Consider the following 15,426-nt stretch of genomic DNA (forward strand, 5'->3'; position numbering starts at 1 on the left):
ACGCTTGAGCTACATCCCGGGGTGACCACAAGAAGTCGCATCTAAGGGAAACGAGCGCACGATGGCCGAGAGTGAGACGGTGGCCGGGCACACCTACAGCCCGGCGATGGACGCGAACACCCACGAGCAGACCTATCGCGGCTTCGTTCGCTTCGTCGAGATCGGCACGGGCGTCGTGATCTGCTGGGTGCTGGCCCTGGCCGTGGGCGGCATTCGGGAAGCTTGGCTGCTCGCGATTCTCAGCGTCATCGTATCGGGTGCCGCTGGCGCCGTCGGGGCCCTGGCCCCCGCCATTGGTTGGCGCGCCCCCCTCGTCGTCGGCATCCTCTTGTTCCTGTATCTCGCCTTCGCCTGAGGCTGAAGCAGCGGCCGCTCACGCGATAGGGCCGAGCGGTCGAACGACGCGTCGAAGTGTGGCTGCCGGGTCGGCACGCCGCGGGTTACATTCGCTCTTATTCCATCAGCGCAACCTTCTTTCGCGTCTCGAAAATCCGTGCCGGTTCGCGCATTCGAGAGGCCAAGCTTATACAGGGGAAGCCTCGCATGCGCATTGCTGTGCTGTCCGAGACGGACTCTGCGGAACCGCGGGTGGCCGCGGTCCCGGAGACCGTGAAGAAATTCAAGACGCTCGGCGCCGACATCACCGTGCAGGCGGGTGCCGGTCTGAAGGCCGGGATCCTTGATGCCGAATACGAGGCCGCCGGCGCCGAGATCGCCGGCAGCGCCTCCGACGCAGCGCGGGATGCCGATCTGGTCCTCAAGGTCCGCCGTCCGGCTGCCGAGGAGCTGTCGCTGTTCAAGCGCGGCGCCACGATCATCGCGATCATGGATCCCTACGGCAACGAGCCGGCGCTGCAGGCGATGGCCGATTCGGGCGTCTCGGGCTTCGCCATGGAGTTGATGCCACGGATCACCCGGGCGCAGGTGATGGACGTGCTGTCGTCGCAGGCGAACCTGGCTGGTTACCGGGCTGTGGTAGACGGCGCTGCCGAATACGGTCGGGCCATGCCGATGATGATGACCGCGGCTGGTACCGTGCCGGCCGCGCGCGTCTTCATCATGGGCGTCGGTGTCGCCGGCCTCCAAGCGATTGCCACCGCCCGACGCCTCGGCGCGGTCGTCACCGCCACCGACGTGCGCCCCGCCACCAAAGAGCAGGTCGAATCCCTCGGCGCGAAGTTCGTCGCGGTCGAGGATGACGAGTTCAAGCAGGCTGAGACCGCAGGCGGCTACGCCAAGGAAATGTCGGCTGGCTATCAGGCCAAGCAGGCCGAGCTGGTGAAGGGCCACATCGCCAAGCAGGACATCGTCATCACGACGGCGCTGATCCCCGGCCGTCCGGCCCCAAAGCTCGTCTCCGAGGAGATGGTCGCCTCGATGAAACCGGGCTCGGTCCTGATCGATCTCGCGGTCGAGCGCGGCGGCAACGTCGCTGGCGCCAAGCCGGGCGAGATCGTGGTGACCGACCGCGGCGTGAAAATCGTCGGCCACACCAACGTGCCAGGTCGCCTCGCAGCCACGGCGTCGAGCCTCTACGCGCGCAACCTCTACGCGTTCGCCGAGACCCTGATCGACAAGGAGAGCAAGGCGCTGGCGATCAAATGGGACGACGAACTGGTCAAGGCCACCAACCTGACCCGTGACGGCTCCGTGGTGCACGCCTCCTTCCAGTCGAAGACTGACGGCCCCGCCTCGGAAGCCGCAGCCGTGGGCCTCGCCAAGTCGGAGACCGGCAAGGCCGAGTCCGCCCCGCCTCCGTCGGGCGCGAACTGAAGATCGATCGAGAGGAGAAGCAGAATGGCAAACCTTGTCGTCCCTCCCGATCAGGCGGCTGATCAGACCCGCGTGCTGGCAGATGCGGCGCGCGCCGCAGCTGACGTGGCACGCAACGCGGCCGATCAGGCCCAGGCTATCGCGTCCGGCATGGGCCACGGGATCAGTGCGGCCACCGGCGGCGCCGTCGATCCATTCATCTTCCAGTTCGCCATCTTCGTGCTGGCGATCTTCGTCGGCTACTACGTGGTCTGGTCAGTCACCCCGGCCCTGCACACGCCGCTGATGTCGGTAACCAACGCGATCTCGTCGGTGATCATCGTCGGCGCGATCCTCGCGGCCGGCGTGCCGCTCCTCGAGAAGGGCACCGGCTGGGCCCGGGCCTTCGGCTTCATCGGCATCGTGCTCGCCAGCGTAAATATTTTCGGGGGCTTCCTCGTCACCCAGCGCATGCTCGGCATGTACAAGAAGAAGGCCTGAGACGATGTCCCAGAACGTCTCCGCGCTTCTCTACATCGTTGCCGGCGTCCTGTTCATCATGGCGTTGCGGGGGCTCTCGCACCCAACCACGTCGCGGCAGGGCAACCTCTACGGCATGATCGGCATGGCGCTGGCCGTGCTCACCACCCTGGTCGGCCATCCGCCGGCCGGCTTCGGCGCCTGGATCCTGGTGATCCTCGGCATCGGCATCGGCGGCGGTGCCGGCGCGGTCATCGCCAAGCGTGTGCCGATGACGGCGGTGCCGCAGCTCGTGGCGGCCTTCCACTCGCTGGTGGGCCTCGCTGCCGTGGCGGGCGCCGCGGCGACGCTCTACGCGCCGCAGGCGGTCGGCATCCTCGAGAACGGCCACATCCACAAGCAGTCGCTGTTCGAGATGGCGTTGGGCGCAGCGATCGGCGCGATCACCTTCACCGGCTCGGTCATCGCCTTCGCCAAGCTTGACGGTCGGATGTCCGGCAAGCCGATCATGCTGCCGCAGCGTCACCTCATCAACATCGGCTTGGCCGTGGCGTTGGTGGTGCTGATCGCGCTGTTCATCGGCAACGAGAGCAAGGCGGTCTTCTGGCTGATCGTGCTGCTGTCCTTCGCGCTGGGCGGCCTGCTGATCATCCCGATCGGCGGCGCCGACATGCCCGTCGTCGTGTCGATGCTCAACTCCTACTCGGGCTGGGCGGCAGCCGGCATCGGTTTCACCCTGGGCAACCTTGCGCTGATCATCACCGGCTCGCTGGTGGGCTCGTCGGGCGCGATCCTGTCCTACATCATGTGCCACGCGATGAACCGGTCGTTCATCTCGGTCATCCTGGGCGGGTTCGGCGGCGACGCCGCCGCTGCGGCCGGCCCCGGCCAGGTCGAGACGCGCCCGGTCAAGCAGGGCTCGGCCGACGACGCCGCCTACATCATGAAGAACGCCGAGCGGGTGATCATCGTCCCGGGCTACGGCATGGCGGTAGCGCAGGCGCAGCACTCGTTGCGCGAGATGGCCGACATGCTGAAGAAGGAAGGCGTCGACGTGAAATACGCCATCCACCCGGTGGCAGGCCGCATGCCGGGCCACATGAACGTGCTACTCGCCGAGGCGAACGTGCCGTACGACGAGGTGTTCGAGCTTGAGGACATCAACGGCGAGTTCCCGCAGGCCGATGTCGCCTTCGTGATCGGCGCCAACGACGTCACCAACCCGGCCGCCAAGACCGATAAGGCCTCGCCGATCTACGGGATGCCGATCCTGGACGTGGAGCGGGCCAAGACCGTTCTGTTCATCAAGCGCGGCATGGGCTCTGGCTATGCCGGCGTGGAGAACGAGGTGTTCTTCCGCGACAACACCATGATGCTGTTCGGTGACGCCAAGAAGGTGGTCGACAACATCCTAAAGGCGTTCTGAAAACGCTACTGGGTCGGTTGGTGCGAGGGGCGGGCAGCGATGCCCGCCTTTTCGTTTTGCCAGCTAGGCTTTGATCGCAGCCGCTGTGGCCCCAGCGCCCGCACTTACGAGACCGACCCGGTGTAGAATGCCGCCCGTGTCCGACACCGCCGCCTCGCTGATCGCCACTGCGCCGCCATTCCTGGGCGTCACCGCCTCCGTGACCGGGCGGCGCTGGCAGGAGCGCTGTACCGGGATGACGGTGCAAAACCATATCGCGAAGATGGTCCAGGCCCATGGCCTGCCCGAGTTGCTGGCTCGTGTCCTGGCGGGTCGCCAAGTGTCGCCGGACGACGCCGCCCGTCATCTGGCGCCACGCTTGCGCGATCTGATGCCGGACCCGGACATCCTCCTCGACATGGATTTGGCCGTGCGCCGGCTCATGCAGGCGATCCGCGCTGGCGAGACCGTCGCCATCTTCGGTGATTACGACGTCGACGGCGCTGCAAGCGCCGCGATGCTTGCCGGCTACCTGCGCCAGTTCGGCGTGCGGGCGCCGATCCACATCCCGGACAGGATCACCGAGGGTTACGGCCCCAACGTCGCAGCAATCACGGCGCTGGCGGCCGAGGGCGCGACCCTGTTGGTCTGCGTGGATTGCGGCACCAGTGGCCACGGACCGCTCGAGGAGGCGGAGAAGCTTGGCCTTGATGTGATCGTGCTTGATCACCATGCCGCCGCCGAGCTGCTCCCCCCCGCCAGGGCTGTCGTGAATCCAAACCGTCTCGACGATCTGTCCGGGCTCAGTCATCTCTGTGCTGCCGGTGTCGTGTTCCTGACGCTGGCAGCGTTGAGTCGCGCCCTGCGCCGCGATGGGTTTTTCGGCCCGGATCGCCCGGAGCCAATCCTTACCGACGCCCTGGATCTCGTCGCCTTGGCGACAGTCGCCGATGTGGTACCGCTGATCGGCCTGAACCGTGCCTTCGTCACCCAGGGTCTGACGGTGATGCGCCATCGCGGCCGCACCGGTCTTGCGGCATTGCTCGATGCTGCTTCGCTCAACGAACCTCCGGAATCGTGGCATCTCGGTTTCGTGCTGGGTCCGCGGATCAACGCAGGCGGTCGCATCGGCGATTCGGCCCTTGGCGCACGCCTGCTCACGACAGCCGATCCCGCCGAGGCCGCCCGGATCGCCGCCGATCTCGATCGCCTCAACCGCGAGCGTCAGGCAATCGAGGCGCATGCAGTGTCCGAGGCAGAGGCCGAGATGGACCGTGCCTTGACCCTTGACCCGACCCGCGCCGTGCTGGTGACCGGCAACGCCGAGTGGCATCCCGGCATCGTCGGGCTGATCGCGGCACGCCTCAAGGAGCGGTTCAATCGACCCGCCTTCGCCTTTGCGATCCGGGCGGATGGCAGCGCCACCGGCTCCGGTCGCTCGATCCCCGGGGCCGATCTCGGCCGCGCGCTGGGCGCCTGCGTCGAGGCCGGGCTCGCCAGTAAGGGAGGCGGCCACGCCATGGCCGCGGGCGTCACCCTGCGGGCGGACGACATTCCCCGATTCGAGACGCACCTGGCTGCATTGCTCGGCGCCAGCGTCGCGGTCTCACGCGCGGCAGACGCGTTGATGATCGACGGCAGCCTGAGCGCCGGGGGGGCCACCGCCGAGACCGTCCGCCTTCTGCAGAGGGCCGGCCCGTTCGGGCAGGGTGCGCCAGAGCCGATCTTCGCACTCGGCCGTCATCGACTGGTCGATGCCGCGGTGGTCGGTTCGAGCCATGTCCGCGCACGGCTGCGCAGCCGTGACGGTCAGGCCGTGGGCGCAATCTGCTTCCGAGCGGCGGAACGTCCGCTTGGTCAGGCCCTGCTGCGGGGCATCGGCCAGGAGATGCATGTGGCCGGGACGCTGTCCTGCGACCGCTGGCGTGGGGCCGAGCGGGCCCAGTTGCGGATCATTGATCTGGCTCCCGCCGAGACCTGATCGCGCTCAGCCGCCGGCCATCACCAGCGCCCAGAACCGCTTGTAGCGGGTGTTCGGTGCATCGACCCGGGCGATACCGATCCGGCGGATCTGCGGGAGCAGCATATTTTTGTTGTGCTCGGGGCTGGCCTTCCAGCGGGCGAGCACCTGCTCGAAGGTCTCCGACCCCGCACTGAGATTCTCCGCTGCCCAGGCCTTCGCCAGACCGGCTGAAGCCATGCGGGACGTGAAGCTGCCGCCGACATCATGGCTCAGCTGACCGTGACGCGCATTGTTTCCGGCCTGGAACGCGGCGGCCTTCACCAGGCCGTTGTCAACGATGACCGGGCTCAGCCCGTGCTGGACCCGGTAGGTCGAGATCGCGGCCGCAGCGGCGACCTCATCCAGGATCGCGGTATGCGTCGCGTTTTCCACGCTGGGTTCGGGTGAGAAAGACAGGCCGCCGCAACCGACAAGCGACAGTGATAGACCGGCAGCGACGGCGAGGGAAAATTTCGACACGGGGGCCAGCGATTCTCGGAGGGGTACGCTTCCCTCAAGCGCGGTTGCGGCGAAAGCGCGGCGCACGACGAAGGTCCGGATCGTCCGCGCCAAACCGTGGCGCGAAGGCCACGGCGATCATGCGGCGAGCGCGTCGCCCCCGAGCATGACGGGTGCGAACACGCGCAGAAGATCGGGGTCGAGATGGCCGGACCCGTCGACCATGATCGCCAGGGCCTCAGCCGGGCTGGCGGGCTTCCGATAGGCTCGGCGCTCGGTCAGCGCGGAGAACACATCGCAGATCGCCACGATCCGGACCAGATCGGAGATCGCCGTGCCTCGGAGCCTGTTCGGATAGCCAGTACCGTCGAGGCGCTCGTGGTGGTGTAAGACGACTTCGATCACCTCGTCCTCGAACGTCCCCTGGGCTCGCAGAAGATCGGCGCCGATCACCGGATGGCGCTGCATCAGCCGCAATTCCTCCGGGTCAAGATGGCCGGGCTTGTTCAGAATCTCGCTCGGGATGCGCGACTTACCGATATCGTGGAGGAGGGCGGCGCGTACCAATCGCGCGAGATCGATGCGGCTCAGCCCAATCTGCGCACCGAAGCTCGCGGCATGACCGGCCACACCCAGCGTGTGCTGATAGACGCCGATATCGTGGCGCCAGACTTCAGCGAGCCAATCCATGATGCCGCTTTCCGAAACGGCTGTGAGCACCAGCTCGGTCCCGCGCTCGACATCGGCGCGCTGCAGCCCCGCTCCGAGCGCCGCGCTATCGAACAGTTCGGACACGATCGCAGTCGCATCTGAGACCCGTCCGACGAGTTTCCGCCGACGCGTCTCGACCGAGCGCGTCACTGCCTCGATCATGGCGAAGACATTCGCCAGAATAACCTGCCGCGGCGCGGCCGCAGGCAGCTGGCGCATATGAGGCAAGGGCTTGGCGGGCTCACCGCGGACCAGGACCAGGCGTGGTACCGGGCGCCCCCGAAAGGTCAAAGCCGGCTCCAGCGCTTCCACCTGAGATGGCGGCAGATCCAGAATGATCAAAAGTGGGCGTCCGGGCGGGACCGAGCTTCCGGCAGCGACCGCCCGGCAATCCATCACCAATGCGATGGCACGCTCGAGGGCGGTCCGTTCCGACGGGCGATCCGAGATCAGCAGGACGAACGGACCATCCGCCGTCCGCGAAGAGGTGCCGAGGGCCAACGCGGTTGCTCCCTCGCCCGCATGGTCAACGATCCGTTGACTCTAGCGGAAACCTTTGAGGAAATCGTTAACCCTACGCACTCTGCCAGCGTATAGACGCCGGATACTCAGTGTTCAGGCAAGGCTGACGGCACCGTGCTGACGGACCGTCTGGGTGGCGGTCTTGCCAGCATCGGATGCCTGGCTCAGGACGTCGGCCAGCTTGACAGCCAGCAGGGCCTGGCATGCGGCGAGGGCGACGAACACGACGACGAAGCTGGCGATCATCGGGGAACTCCGGAATGGCGCGGCAACACGCTTTATGGTGCGACGCAATAGATGCCATGCCGCATCGCAAACTGGCATGCCAAATACCGAATGCCATCCATGCTGGAAACGCATGCTTAAAAAGGGGATTAAAAACCTAGCTCTGATCCTGCCGCAGCATGCACCGGTCCGACAGCCTGATAAGGTGAACGGGACAAAGCGCGGCAATCATATTGCGCTGCAGTCAGATCGCCTTCAGCTGTTTGCTTGGAGGCAGGTAAACGACTGCCTAAACAGCCGCCGCATGCCACGCAGTGTGTGAAGGCCACCGACGTATCGACCGATGTCGATTGAATATCTCACATCGTTCTATGGACAGAACTCAGTCCAGATAATCGCCATAGGTGTCCACGTGCTGTGCCAAGCCGAGGCCATGTTCCCGTACGAGTCGCTCCGCCATGTCCGCGTCCCGGGCTTCGAGCGCGGCGATAATCGCGACGTGCTCGCGGATCGACCTCTCCGCCCGATCGCCCTGTCGAAGCGCAGTGCTGCGAATCCCGCGCACATGCATCAGCAGGTTACTGGTCAGCTCAGCGATCGGCTCGCAATGACCCAGCGCGATAATCCGCTGGTGGAAGCGAATATTGGCATCCGAGTATTCGTCGATATGCTCTGCCGGCTGTCCCTCGTAGAACTCCGGGAATGATTCGCGGAGGGACCGAAGCTGCGCATCGGTGGCGCTGGCGCAGGCCAAGCGGGCCGCCATACTCTCGAGCGCGGTCCACGCATGGATCATCCCGACAATTTCGCGCTTGTTCTTCTTAATGACGAAGACACCACGACGCGCCTCGGAGCGGACGAACCCTTCCTGCTCCAGAACGGTAAGTGCCTCGCGGACGGGCGTACGGCTGACGCCTAGATCCTGCGACAGCTTCCGCTCGTCGAGCCGCACCTCATCGGCCCGCCCGTAGATGTCCATGTTGGTGATAGCAGTCTTGAGCGCTTCATAAGCCAAGGTCCGTAGACTGGAGCTGGCGACGATCGGTTTAACGCTCAACGGTTCAGAGTTCGACATGCCTCGTCCAGTCGGCCCATGCTCGTCATTTTCTCGCACGTGTTCTGCGTCGTGCGCCCTTTCACCGAACTAGCGCAAACCTTTGACAGATCCTAGCTGATTGCAAGCCGACTCCACAGAGCGCTCACTCGCCGTGACACGCCGCAACCCCGACATCGCGGCCGAAACTGGAACGGTAATGCCATATTCGATGGCTACGTTTCATCCACGTCGGTAATCCTGCGGCAAAATCATGTATTTTTATGCCGGATCGATTGACAGATCCGCCCGACCTCCGCACCATTCTTCTGGCATATCGTAGACCAGAGATATGCCGAGGAGACCTTTCGGCAGTGGAAGCCGGCGCCGTCGAGACTTCATTTGTCCGTCAGACAAGAATTTTTCAAAGCACGCCCCTCGCTTTGTACTGCCACGGGCGGCTCCGTCGGGTCATAAACACAGCCGGCGATCGCGAGAAAATAATAAATCCAATCTGGAGGGAAGCGTATGTCCGAGATCAGCAAACCGGTCGGGCGGAGCCGATGGTTGCAGCTCGCGTTCGGCGTCGTCTGCATGTGCATGATCGCCAACATGCAGTACGGCTGGACGTTCTTCGTGAACCCGATGCAGGAGCGGCATGGTTGGGATCGCGCGGCGATCCAGATCGCCTTCACGCTGTTCGTCGTCACCGAAACCTGGCTCGTGCCGATCGAAGGCTGGTTCGTTGATAAGTACGGTCCCCGGATTGTCACCCTGTTCGGCGGCCTGCTCTGCGGCATCGCCTGGGTGATGAACTCCTACGCGGAGACGCTCACGATGCTGTACGTGGCCGCGGCCATCGGCGGCACGGGTGCTGGCGCGGTCTACGGGACTTGCGTCGGCAATTCCCTCAAGTGGTTCCCCGACCGCCGCGGCCTCGCCGCCGGCATCACCGCGATGGGTTTCGGCGCCGGCTCGGCCCTCACGGTCGTGCCGATCCAGGCGATGATCAAGTCCCAGGGCTACGAGGCCGCGTTCTTCTACTTCGGCATCGGCCAGGGCCTGATCGTGATGCTGATCGCCCTGTTCCTACGCTCGCCTGCCAAGGGCCAGGTCCCAGATGTGGCCCGGGTCAGCCAGTCCAAGCGCGACTTCAAGCCGGGCGAAATGGTGCGCACCCCGATCTTCTGGGTGATGTACGCGATGTTCGTCATGATGGCCGCCGGCGGCCTGATGGCGACCGCGCAGCTCGGGCCCATCGCCAAGGACTTCAAGATCGCCGACGTGCCGGTGTCGCTGCTCGGGATCACGCTGCCGGCGCTCACCTTCGCGGCGACGCTGGACCGGGTGCTCAACGGTGTCACACGGCCGTTCTTCGGCTGGGTCTCGGACCATATCGGCCGCGAGAACACGATGTTCATCTCCTTCGCGATCGAAGGCCTGGGCATCTACGCGCTGAGCCAGTTCGGCGAGAACCCGATCGCCTTCGTGCTGCTCACCGGTCTCGTGTTCTTCGCCTGGGGAGAAATCTACTCGCTGTTCCCGGCGACCTGCGGCGACACGTTCGGCTCCAAATACGCCGCGACCAATGCCGGCCTGCTCTACACGGCCAAGGGCACGGCGGCGCTGATCGTGCCCTATACCAGCGTGCTCACGACCATGACCGGCAGCTGGCACACGGTGTTCCTGGTTGCGGCCGGGCTCAACATCCTGGCGGCGTTCCTGGCCCTGTTCGTGCTCAAGCCGATGCGCGCGGCCTACACCAAGGCGCCGCAGGCGAACCTCGCACCGGTGCTCGCCCAGTAAGACAGCGGACCAAACGACAGGAGGCCCGGCGCCGGCTTTACGGCGCCGGGCCTTCGCGCGTACCCGGTACCGGGGTCATCCGAGGATCGGGCATGGATAGGGACGAGCGGATTGCACGCGAGAGCGTGGTGGTGGCGGCGCGGGACCTCGACGCGCAAGGGCTGAACCGCGGCACCTCAGGCAACGTCTCGGTACGCTTCCGCGACGGCATCCTGATCACGCCCTCGGGGCTGCCAACGGCGCGGATGAGCCCGGACGACATCGTGTCGTTGGCCTTCGACGGGACGCACCCGGACGGGCTCAAGCCGTCCTCGGAATGGCGGTTCCATCGGGACATCCTCGCGGCGCGGCCCGAGATCGCCGCCGTCGTGCACGCCCACCCGATCCATTGCACAGCCTTCGCCCTGTGCGGGCGGGAGATCCCGGCGGTGCATTACATGATCGCGGCTTTCGGCGGACCGAACGTGCGCTGCGCGCCCTACGCGTCCTACGGCACGGCCGAGCTCTCGGAGCTGGCCCTGGCGGCGCTTAAGGACCGGAACGTCTGCCTGCTCGCCAACCACGGCATGATCGCCGCCGGCGCGACGATCGAGAAGGCCTTGTGGCTGGCGGTCGAGTTGGAGACGCTATGCTGGCAATACGCCGTGGCGCTCCAGGTCGGCGCCCCGAACATCCTATCCGACCACGAGATCACCAGCACGGTCGAGCGCTTCCGCGGCTACGGGCTGAACGCCGCCGACAAAGGCTGAAGCACGGCCCAGGCCGACTTACGCCGTTCACACATCGTCTTTGGTCAGGCGTGACGCGCTCTCCTCCCCCTTGTTGGGAGGGGAAAACCCGCGGTGTTTTCAGCACTGACTACCGATAGGCGTGTGTGAATCCACTCGGCTCAGCGGCCGAGGACTTGCCCGAGCGCGATGCCGCCGGAAGCCGCGAACTCGGAAGCCGCGATCTTCTTGCCGTCCTCGGGCTTCACCTTGCGGATCTCGATCCGCCCGCCCTGCGCGCAGACGCTGAACCCGTCCTCGTCCACGGCGATCACCTCGCCAGGCTTGCCCTTCACCTCGCCAAGGCGGCGGACCGGATGGAGGCGCGCGTCGAAGATCTGAAGCTTCTTGCCGTCAAGGGTCGTCCAGGCGCCGGGGGCCGGGTTGGCGGCGCGGATCAGGTTGTAGATCTGATCGGCATGGCCGGACCAGCGGATCTCGGCTTCTGCGGTGCGGAACCAGCCCTCGTAGCTCGCCGCGTCCTCGTCCTGATCGACCTCGATATGCTCGCCGGCGACCACAAGGTCGGCCGCCTCCAGCATCGCATCGACGCCCATCGGGAACAGGTTGTTGAAGTAGATGTCGCCGAGCGTCGCGTCGCCGCCGATCTCGCAGGTCTTCTGCAGGATCACCGGCCCCTCATCAAGGCCGTCGGTGGGGCGGAAGATCGTGAGCCCGGTCTGCAGGTCGCCCTTGGCGATCGGCCAGTTGATCGAGGATGGGCCGCGATAGCGCGGCAACAGGCTCGGGTGGTACTGGATCGTGCCGTGCTTCGGGATGGTGACGAAGCTCTGCGGCGCGAATTGCAGCACGTAGGCCATGATGCCGATATCGGCGTCGAGGCCGCGCATCGCCGCCTCGGCCTCCGGGCTCTTCAGGCTCGGGAACTGGAAGACAGGCAGGTCCTTTTCCAGCGCCGCGGTCTTGAGCACGTCGGGCTTGGCCCCGGGCTTCTCAGGCGCGCAGAAGACGCCCGCGACGGTGTCCCCACGTTTCAAGAAAGCTTCCAGGACGGCCTTGCCGAAATCCTGCTGACCGATGACGGCGATGCGCATGGGAAATCCCTGGCGTCGTCCGGCCCCGACACGGGGCGGGAGTTTTTTCGAATGTGACGATGGTGGCGTGCCGCTGGGCGGCGAGCCCGGGCGAATGGCCCGGGATCGCCGGCCGTTCTCATTCCGCGGCGATCTTCTGCACGCCGCCGATGGCGCCGGACCCGGCGATCTCCTCGACCTCTTCGGGCGAGTATTTCAGCACGTCGCGGAGAATCTCGTCGTTGTGCTCGCCGAGTAGGGGCGAGCGCACCACCTCGGTCGGGCTGGCCGACAGCTTGATCGGGTTGCCCACCGACAGGTAGCGGCCGCGGGTCGGATGATCGACTTCGACAATGGTGCCGGTCGCGCGCAGAGCCTCGTCGGCGGCGATCTCCTTCATGGACAGGATCGGGCCGCACGGGATGTCGTGGCCGTTGAGGATGTCCATGGCCTCGAACTTGGACATCTTCATCGTCCAGGCTTCGATGCGCGTGAAGATCTCGTTGAGATGCGGCAGGCGCGCCTTCGGGGAGGCGTAGTTCGGGTCGGTCTTCCAGCCCGGCTCGCCGATGATGTCGCAGATCGGGTCCCAGACCGCAGCCTGCGTGATCACGTAGATGTAGGCGTTCGGGTCCTGCTCCCAGCCCTTGCAGCGCAGGATCCGGCCCGGCTGGCCGCCGCCGGAATCGTTGCCAGCCCGCGGGGTTGCGTCGCCGAACGGGATGCCCTCGCCGAACTGGCTGTATTCCTTGAGCGGACCGTGCTCCAGGCGCTGCTGATCGCGCAGCTTCACCCGGCACAGGTTGAGCACGCCGTCCTGCATGGCGCAGTCGACCTTCTGGCCGAGGCCAGTCTGGGTCCGGTGGTAGAGCGCCGTGACGATGCCGAGCGCGAGGTGCAGGCCGGTGCCGGAATCACCGATCTGGGCGCCGGTCACCATCGGGATGCCGTCCCGGAACCCGGTTGTGGAGGCCGAGCCGCCGGCGCATTGCGCGACGTTCTCGTAGACCTTGCACTCCTCGTAGCGGCCCGGCCCGAAGCCTTTCACCGAGGCGAGGATCATGCGCGGGTTCTTGGCGTGGATCTTCTCCCAGGTCAGACCCATCCGGGCCAGCGCCCCGGGCGCGAAGTTCTCGACGAGGACGTCGCATTCCTCGATCAGACGCCAGAGCACTTCCTTGCCCTTCGGGTTTTTCGAATCGAGCGTGAGCGAGCGCTTGTTGTGGTTCAGCATCGTGAAATACAGGCTGTCCACATCCGGGAGATCCTGCAGCTGCTGGCGGGTGGCGTCGCCGACCCCCGGCCGCTCGACCTTGATCACGTCGGCCCCGAACCAGGCGAGGAGCTGGGTACAGGTCGGGCCGGATTGAACGTGGGTGAAGTCCAGGATGCGGACGCCTTCGAGGGCCTTGCTCATGATCGGTCTCGGATCTCGGGTCGGGTTTCGGGATGCGGCGGCGGGACGGGGTTCAGACCCGTCTCACGACCGCCGTGTCGTCGCGGAGGCTGCGCGGCGATTCTGGAAACACGCGCCTGGTGTCTTCGGACGGACCATGCCGACACTCCCTCCCGATGCGCGGTCCCGTCGAATCGCGGTTCCGTCACGCTAGCCCGGTCTGGCGGGCCTTCCTGCTTGTATACCACATGCCATCTGCGCGAGGCGAGTAGAAAGAAGCACACGCGAAAGTAGGGTAGAACGTCTGTGCTTAGACCCAAGAGTTTCAAGTCTCAACGCGATCGCGCAAGTGCAACGTGGGAACCGGACGTCGCCCCCTTGGCATACGTCTCAAGGCGGTTCATCATTCCGCCAAAATCGATCGGCCGCGCCGTGGTCGATTGCGTAACAACGCTGAACGAGGAACGCCCATGCTCGCCAGCACCAGCCTGATCAAGTCGTCCTGGATTGCCGTCGATGTCGATCGCGACCGGGCGGAGCGTGTGCTCGTGGTCGAGACGTACATCGCCGTTAGCCCGCTCGAGCCGAATTTCGACGCCGCGCAGTACGATCGCGTCCTGTGTTGCGTGCAGAAGGTACTGAAGGCACATCCGGAAATCGATCGGGCTTCGATCCTGAGCATGCACCGCGGCTCCGGCTGTACGGCCCTGTTCCGCGAGCCGCCGGCCGAGGTGGCGCGGCCGGCCGCGGCCTGACGGTTGGTTCGACTCAATTTTCGTGCGGCTGAGATAGGCCGCACAGCGACGAGCTTAAGGGTTCTCCGGCTCGGGTCCGATCTGCGGGTCGTGTGATTCCAGCGCGACCCGGGCGGCGTGAAACCACCAGAGCGGGATGTCGCGATTGGCCTTGGTCAGTTCCGACGCCCAACCCTCCTTGGGCATCACCTCGGCCCTGTCGGCGAAGAGGCGCAAGGCGCTCTCGGCCCGTTCCCGCCGGCAGCGCTCGCGGATCGCGGTGCGTTCGGCTTCCGCCCGGGCATCGGTCTGCTCGATCAGGCGGCGGGTCGCCAATTCATCGGCATCAAACGCGAAACGCTGCCAGAACGCCTCCGCCTCCCGGGAGACGTCTCGCTCCCGCTGCGCCACGGACAGGGCAGCCTCGGCAGCCTCCTGGGCCGCTTCCGCGGCATGAACCCGCGCGAGCACGCGGTTGTTCGCCTCTAAGAGCTCGCGCTCACGCTCGGGCGCCATGCGCTGCCGACGCAGCACGCGCAACTCCTCGTCGCGCGCATTCCGGTCGTTCAGATCCATGATCAGGCCGGCGAGGGGACCGGCGGCAAGGGCGTCAGCGCGTTGCAGATAGCGCTCGCGCAAGCCCGGATGGTGCGTATCCAGCGCATCCCCATCCCAGGCCGGATGATCGGCGTTCTCGGTTCCATCGTATTCGTAGAGCGTGCGGGCGAGGGCGCTGCGTAGGTCGTCGGCAGACGGGATCGCGGCGTGTTCATTCATGACGCTACGCTGGCGGTGAGTAACGGGACGGCCATCAACGCGTTCGTGCAACCCAACGACTCATGGACACCTGACGATCCGGTGTTGTCGTTCCGAGATTCGTCTTCGGTATGCAACGGCCTAACCGCTCAGCGACGCAACAGGGTGAGGACGCTCGTCTCGCATGGTCGTTCCGGCGGACCGATAAAGACAGCATCGCGGTTTTTACCGGGCGGCGGAATCTTCAGGTTCGCCTACATCGTCGCGAGCGAACCCGCCATTGCGGAGGATTGCGGTTCGAGCTTGGCACCGCACGCGAATTTTTGTGTGTCCGTCGGCAAAGA

Annotated in this window: 15 protein-coding genes; 8 read left to right on the top strand and 7 right to left on the bottom strand. The window is 65.6% G+C overall.

Features of this window, described 5'->3' with window-relative positions; all coding sequences use genetic code 11:
• Positions 1–61: 61 nt before the first annotated feature.
• The 5 genes from AO398_RS22505 to recJ all read left to right on the top strand — a co-directional run bounded on the left by AO398_RS22505 (position 62) and on the right by recJ (position 5,618).
• Positions 62–355: an aa3-type cytochrome c oxidase subunit IV gene (locus AO398_RS22505; RefSeq protein ID WP_058194404.1), complete on the top strand. Its 294-nt coding sequence runs from the start codon at positions 62–64 to the stop codon at positions 353–355.
• 188 nt (positions 356–543) lie between these two features.
• A complete protein-coding gene (locus tag AO398_RS22510; protein WP_058194405.1) occupies positions 544–1,773 on the top strand; it encodes a Re/Si-specific NAD(P)(+) transhydrogenase subunit alpha in 1,230 nt (409 codons plus the stop codon).
• Between the two features lie 24 nt (positions 1,774–1,797).
• The gene (locus tag AO398_RS22515; RefSeq protein ID WP_058194406.1) at positions 1,798–2,253 is read left to right on the top strand and encodes a proton-translocating transhydrogenase family protein; all 456 of its coding nucleotides are present in this window, start codon (positions 1,798–1,800) and stop codon (positions 2,251–2,253) included.
• 4 nt (positions 2,254–2,257) lie between these two features.
• Entirely contained in the window at positions 2,258–3,658 is a 1,401-nt protein-coding gene (locus AO398_RS22520; RefSeq protein WP_058194407.1) for an NAD(P)(+) transhydrogenase (Re/Si-specific) subunit beta, read from the top strand.
• 127 nt (positions 3,659–3,785) lie between these two features.
• Positions 3,786–5,618, top strand: coding sequence for a single-stranded-DNA-specific exonuclease RecJ (gene recJ, locus AO398_RS22525; protein WP_058194408.1), 1,833 nt, complete (start codon positions 3,786–3,788; stop codon positions 5,616–5,618).
• Between the two features lie 6 nt (positions 5,619–5,624).
• Here the strand turns inward: recJ and AO398_RS22530 are convergent, their stop codons facing one another.
• The 4 genes from AO398_RS22530 to AO398_RS22540 all read right to left on the bottom strand — a co-directional run bounded on the left by AO398_RS22530 (position 5,625) and on the right by AO398_RS22540 (position 8,631).
• The gene (locus tag AO398_RS22530; RefSeq protein ID WP_058194514.1) at positions 5,625–6,119 is read right to left on the bottom strand and encodes a CAP domain-containing protein; all 495 of its coding nucleotides are present in this window, start codon (positions 6,117–6,119) and stop codon (positions 5,625–5,627) included.
• Between the two features lie 117 nt (positions 6,120–6,236).
• On the bottom strand, positions 6,237–7,151 hold the full coding sequence (locus AO398_RS22535) for an HD-GYP domain-containing protein (RefSeq protein ID WP_244498861.1): 915 nt from the start codon (positions 7,149–7,151) through the stop codon (positions 6,237–6,239).
• 273 nt (positions 7,152–7,424) lie between these two features.
• The gene (locus AO398_RS29130) at positions 7,425–7,577 is read right to left on the bottom strand and encodes a hypothetical protein (RefSeq protein WP_201025811.1); all 153 of its coding nucleotides are present in this window, start codon (positions 7,575–7,577) and stop codon (positions 7,425–7,427) included.
• Positions 7,578–7,938: 361 nt separating this feature from the next.
• The gene (locus AO398_RS22540; RefSeq protein WP_058194410.1) at positions 7,939–8,631 is read right to left on the bottom strand and encodes a GntR family transcriptional regulator; all 693 of its coding nucleotides are present in this window, start codon (positions 8,629–8,631) and stop codon (positions 7,939–7,941) included.
• A 486-nt stretch (positions 8,632–9,117) separates the two neighbouring features.
• Here AO398_RS22540 and oxlT point away from each other — a divergent pair, with 486 nt between their 5' ends.
• Both oxlT and AO398_RS22550 read left to right on the top strand, forming a co-directional pair.
• Positions 9,118–10,395 carry an oxalate/formate MFS antiporter gene (gene oxlT / locus AO398_RS22545; RefSeq protein WP_058194411.1) on the top strand — a complete coding sequence of 426 codons (1,278 nt, stop codon included), beginning with the start codon at positions 9,118–9,120 and terminating at the stop codon, positions 10,393–10,395.
• 92 nt (positions 10,396–10,487) lie between these two features.
• Positions 10,488–11,144: a class II aldolase/adducin family protein gene (locus AO398_RS22550; RefSeq protein WP_058194412.1), complete on the top strand. Its 657-nt coding sequence runs from the start codon at positions 10,488–10,490 to the stop codon at positions 11,142–11,144.
• Positions 11,145–11,284: 140 nt separating this feature from the next.
• On the opposite strand, the gene AO398_RS22555 is transcribed toward AO398_RS22550, so the two are convergent.
• A complete protein-coding gene (locus tag AO398_RS22555; RefSeq protein WP_058194413.1) occupies positions 11,285–12,217 on the bottom strand; it encodes a methionyl-tRNA formyltransferase in 933 nt (310 codons plus the stop codon).
• Positions 12,218–12,335: 118 nt separating this feature from the next.
• Positions 12,336–13,613 (bottom strand): formyl-CoA transferase, encoded by a 1,278-nt coding sequence (gene frc, locus AO398_RS22560; protein ID WP_058194414.1) that lies wholly within the window; start codon positions 13,611–13,613, stop codon positions 12,336–12,338.
• Between the two features lie 449 nt (positions 13,614–14,062).
• On the opposite strand from frc, the gene AO398_RS22565 reads away from it, so the two are divergent.
• Entirely contained in the window at positions 14,063–14,347 is a 285-nt protein-coding gene (locus tag AO398_RS22565; protein ID WP_058194415.1) for a hypothetical protein, read from the top strand.
• Between the two features lie 54 nt (positions 14,348–14,401).
• Here the strand turns inward: AO398_RS22565 and AO398_RS22570 are convergent, their stop codons facing one another.
• Positions 14,402–15,103 (bottom strand): hypothetical protein, encoded by a 702-nt coding sequence (locus AO398_RS22570; RefSeq protein WP_058194416.1) that lies wholly within the window; start codon positions 15,101–15,103, stop codon positions 14,402–14,404.
• Positions 15,104–15,426: the final 323 nt, after the last annotated feature.

Origin of the sequence: Methylobacterium sp. GXS13 (assembly GCF_001455965.1) — a bacterium.
Taxonomy (GTDB): Bacteria; Pseudomonadota; Alphaproteobacteria; order Rhizobiales; family Beijerinckiaceae; genus Methylobacterium.

Excerpts from the sequence above, each read along its gene's own strand:
- AO398_RS22505 (WP_058194404.1), top strand. The coding sequence starts at position 62 with ATGGCCGAGAGTGAGACGGTGGCCGGGCACACCTACAGCCCGGCGATG.
- AO398_RS22510 (WP_058194405.1), top strand. The coding sequence starts at position 544 with ATGCGCATTGCTGTGCTGTCCGAGACGGACTCTGCGGAACCGCGGGTG.
- AO398_RS22515 (WP_058194406.1), top strand. The coding sequence starts at position 1,798 with ATGGCAAACCTTGTCGTCCCTCCCGATCAGGCGGCTGATCAGACCCGC.
- AO398_RS22520 (WP_058194407.1), top strand. The coding sequence starts at position 2,258 with ATGTCCCAGAACGTCTCCGCGCTTCTCTACATCGTTGCCGGCGTCCTG.
- recJ (WP_058194408.1), top strand. The coding sequence starts at position 3,786 with ATGCCGCCCGTGTCCGACACCGCCGCCTCGCTGATCGCCACTGCGCCG.
- AO398_RS29130 (WP_201025811.1), bottom strand. The coding sequence starts at position 7,577 with ATGATCGCCAGCTTCGTCGTCGTGTTCGTCGCCCTCGCCGCATGCCAG.
- AO398_RS22540 (WP_058194410.1), bottom strand. The coding sequence starts at position 8,631 with ATGTCGAACTCTGAACCGTTGAGCGTTAAACCGATCGTCGCCAGCTCC.
- oxlT (WP_058194411.1), top strand. The coding sequence starts at position 9,118 with ATGTCCGAGATCAGCAAACCGGTCGGGCGGAGCCGATGGTTGCAGCTC.
- AO398_RS22550 (WP_058194412.1), top strand. The coding sequence starts at position 10,488 with ATGGATAGGGACGAGCGGATTGCACGCGAGAGCGTGGTGGTGGCGGCG.
- AO398_RS22555 (WP_058194413.1), bottom strand. The coding sequence starts at position 12,217 with ATGCGCATCGCCGTCATCGGTCAGCAGGATTTCGGCAAGGCCGTCCTG.
- frc (WP_058194414.1), bottom strand. The coding sequence starts at position 13,613 with ATGAGCAAGGCCCTCGAAGGCGTCCGCATCCTGGACTTCACCCACGTT.
- AO398_RS22565 (WP_058194415.1), top strand. The coding sequence starts at position 14,063 with ATGCTCGCCAGCACCAGCCTGATCAAGTCGTCCTGGATTGCCGTCGAT.
- AO398_RS22570 (WP_058194416.1), bottom strand. The coding sequence starts at position 15,103 with ATGAATGAACACGCCGCGATCCCGTCTGCCGACGACCTACGCAGCGCC.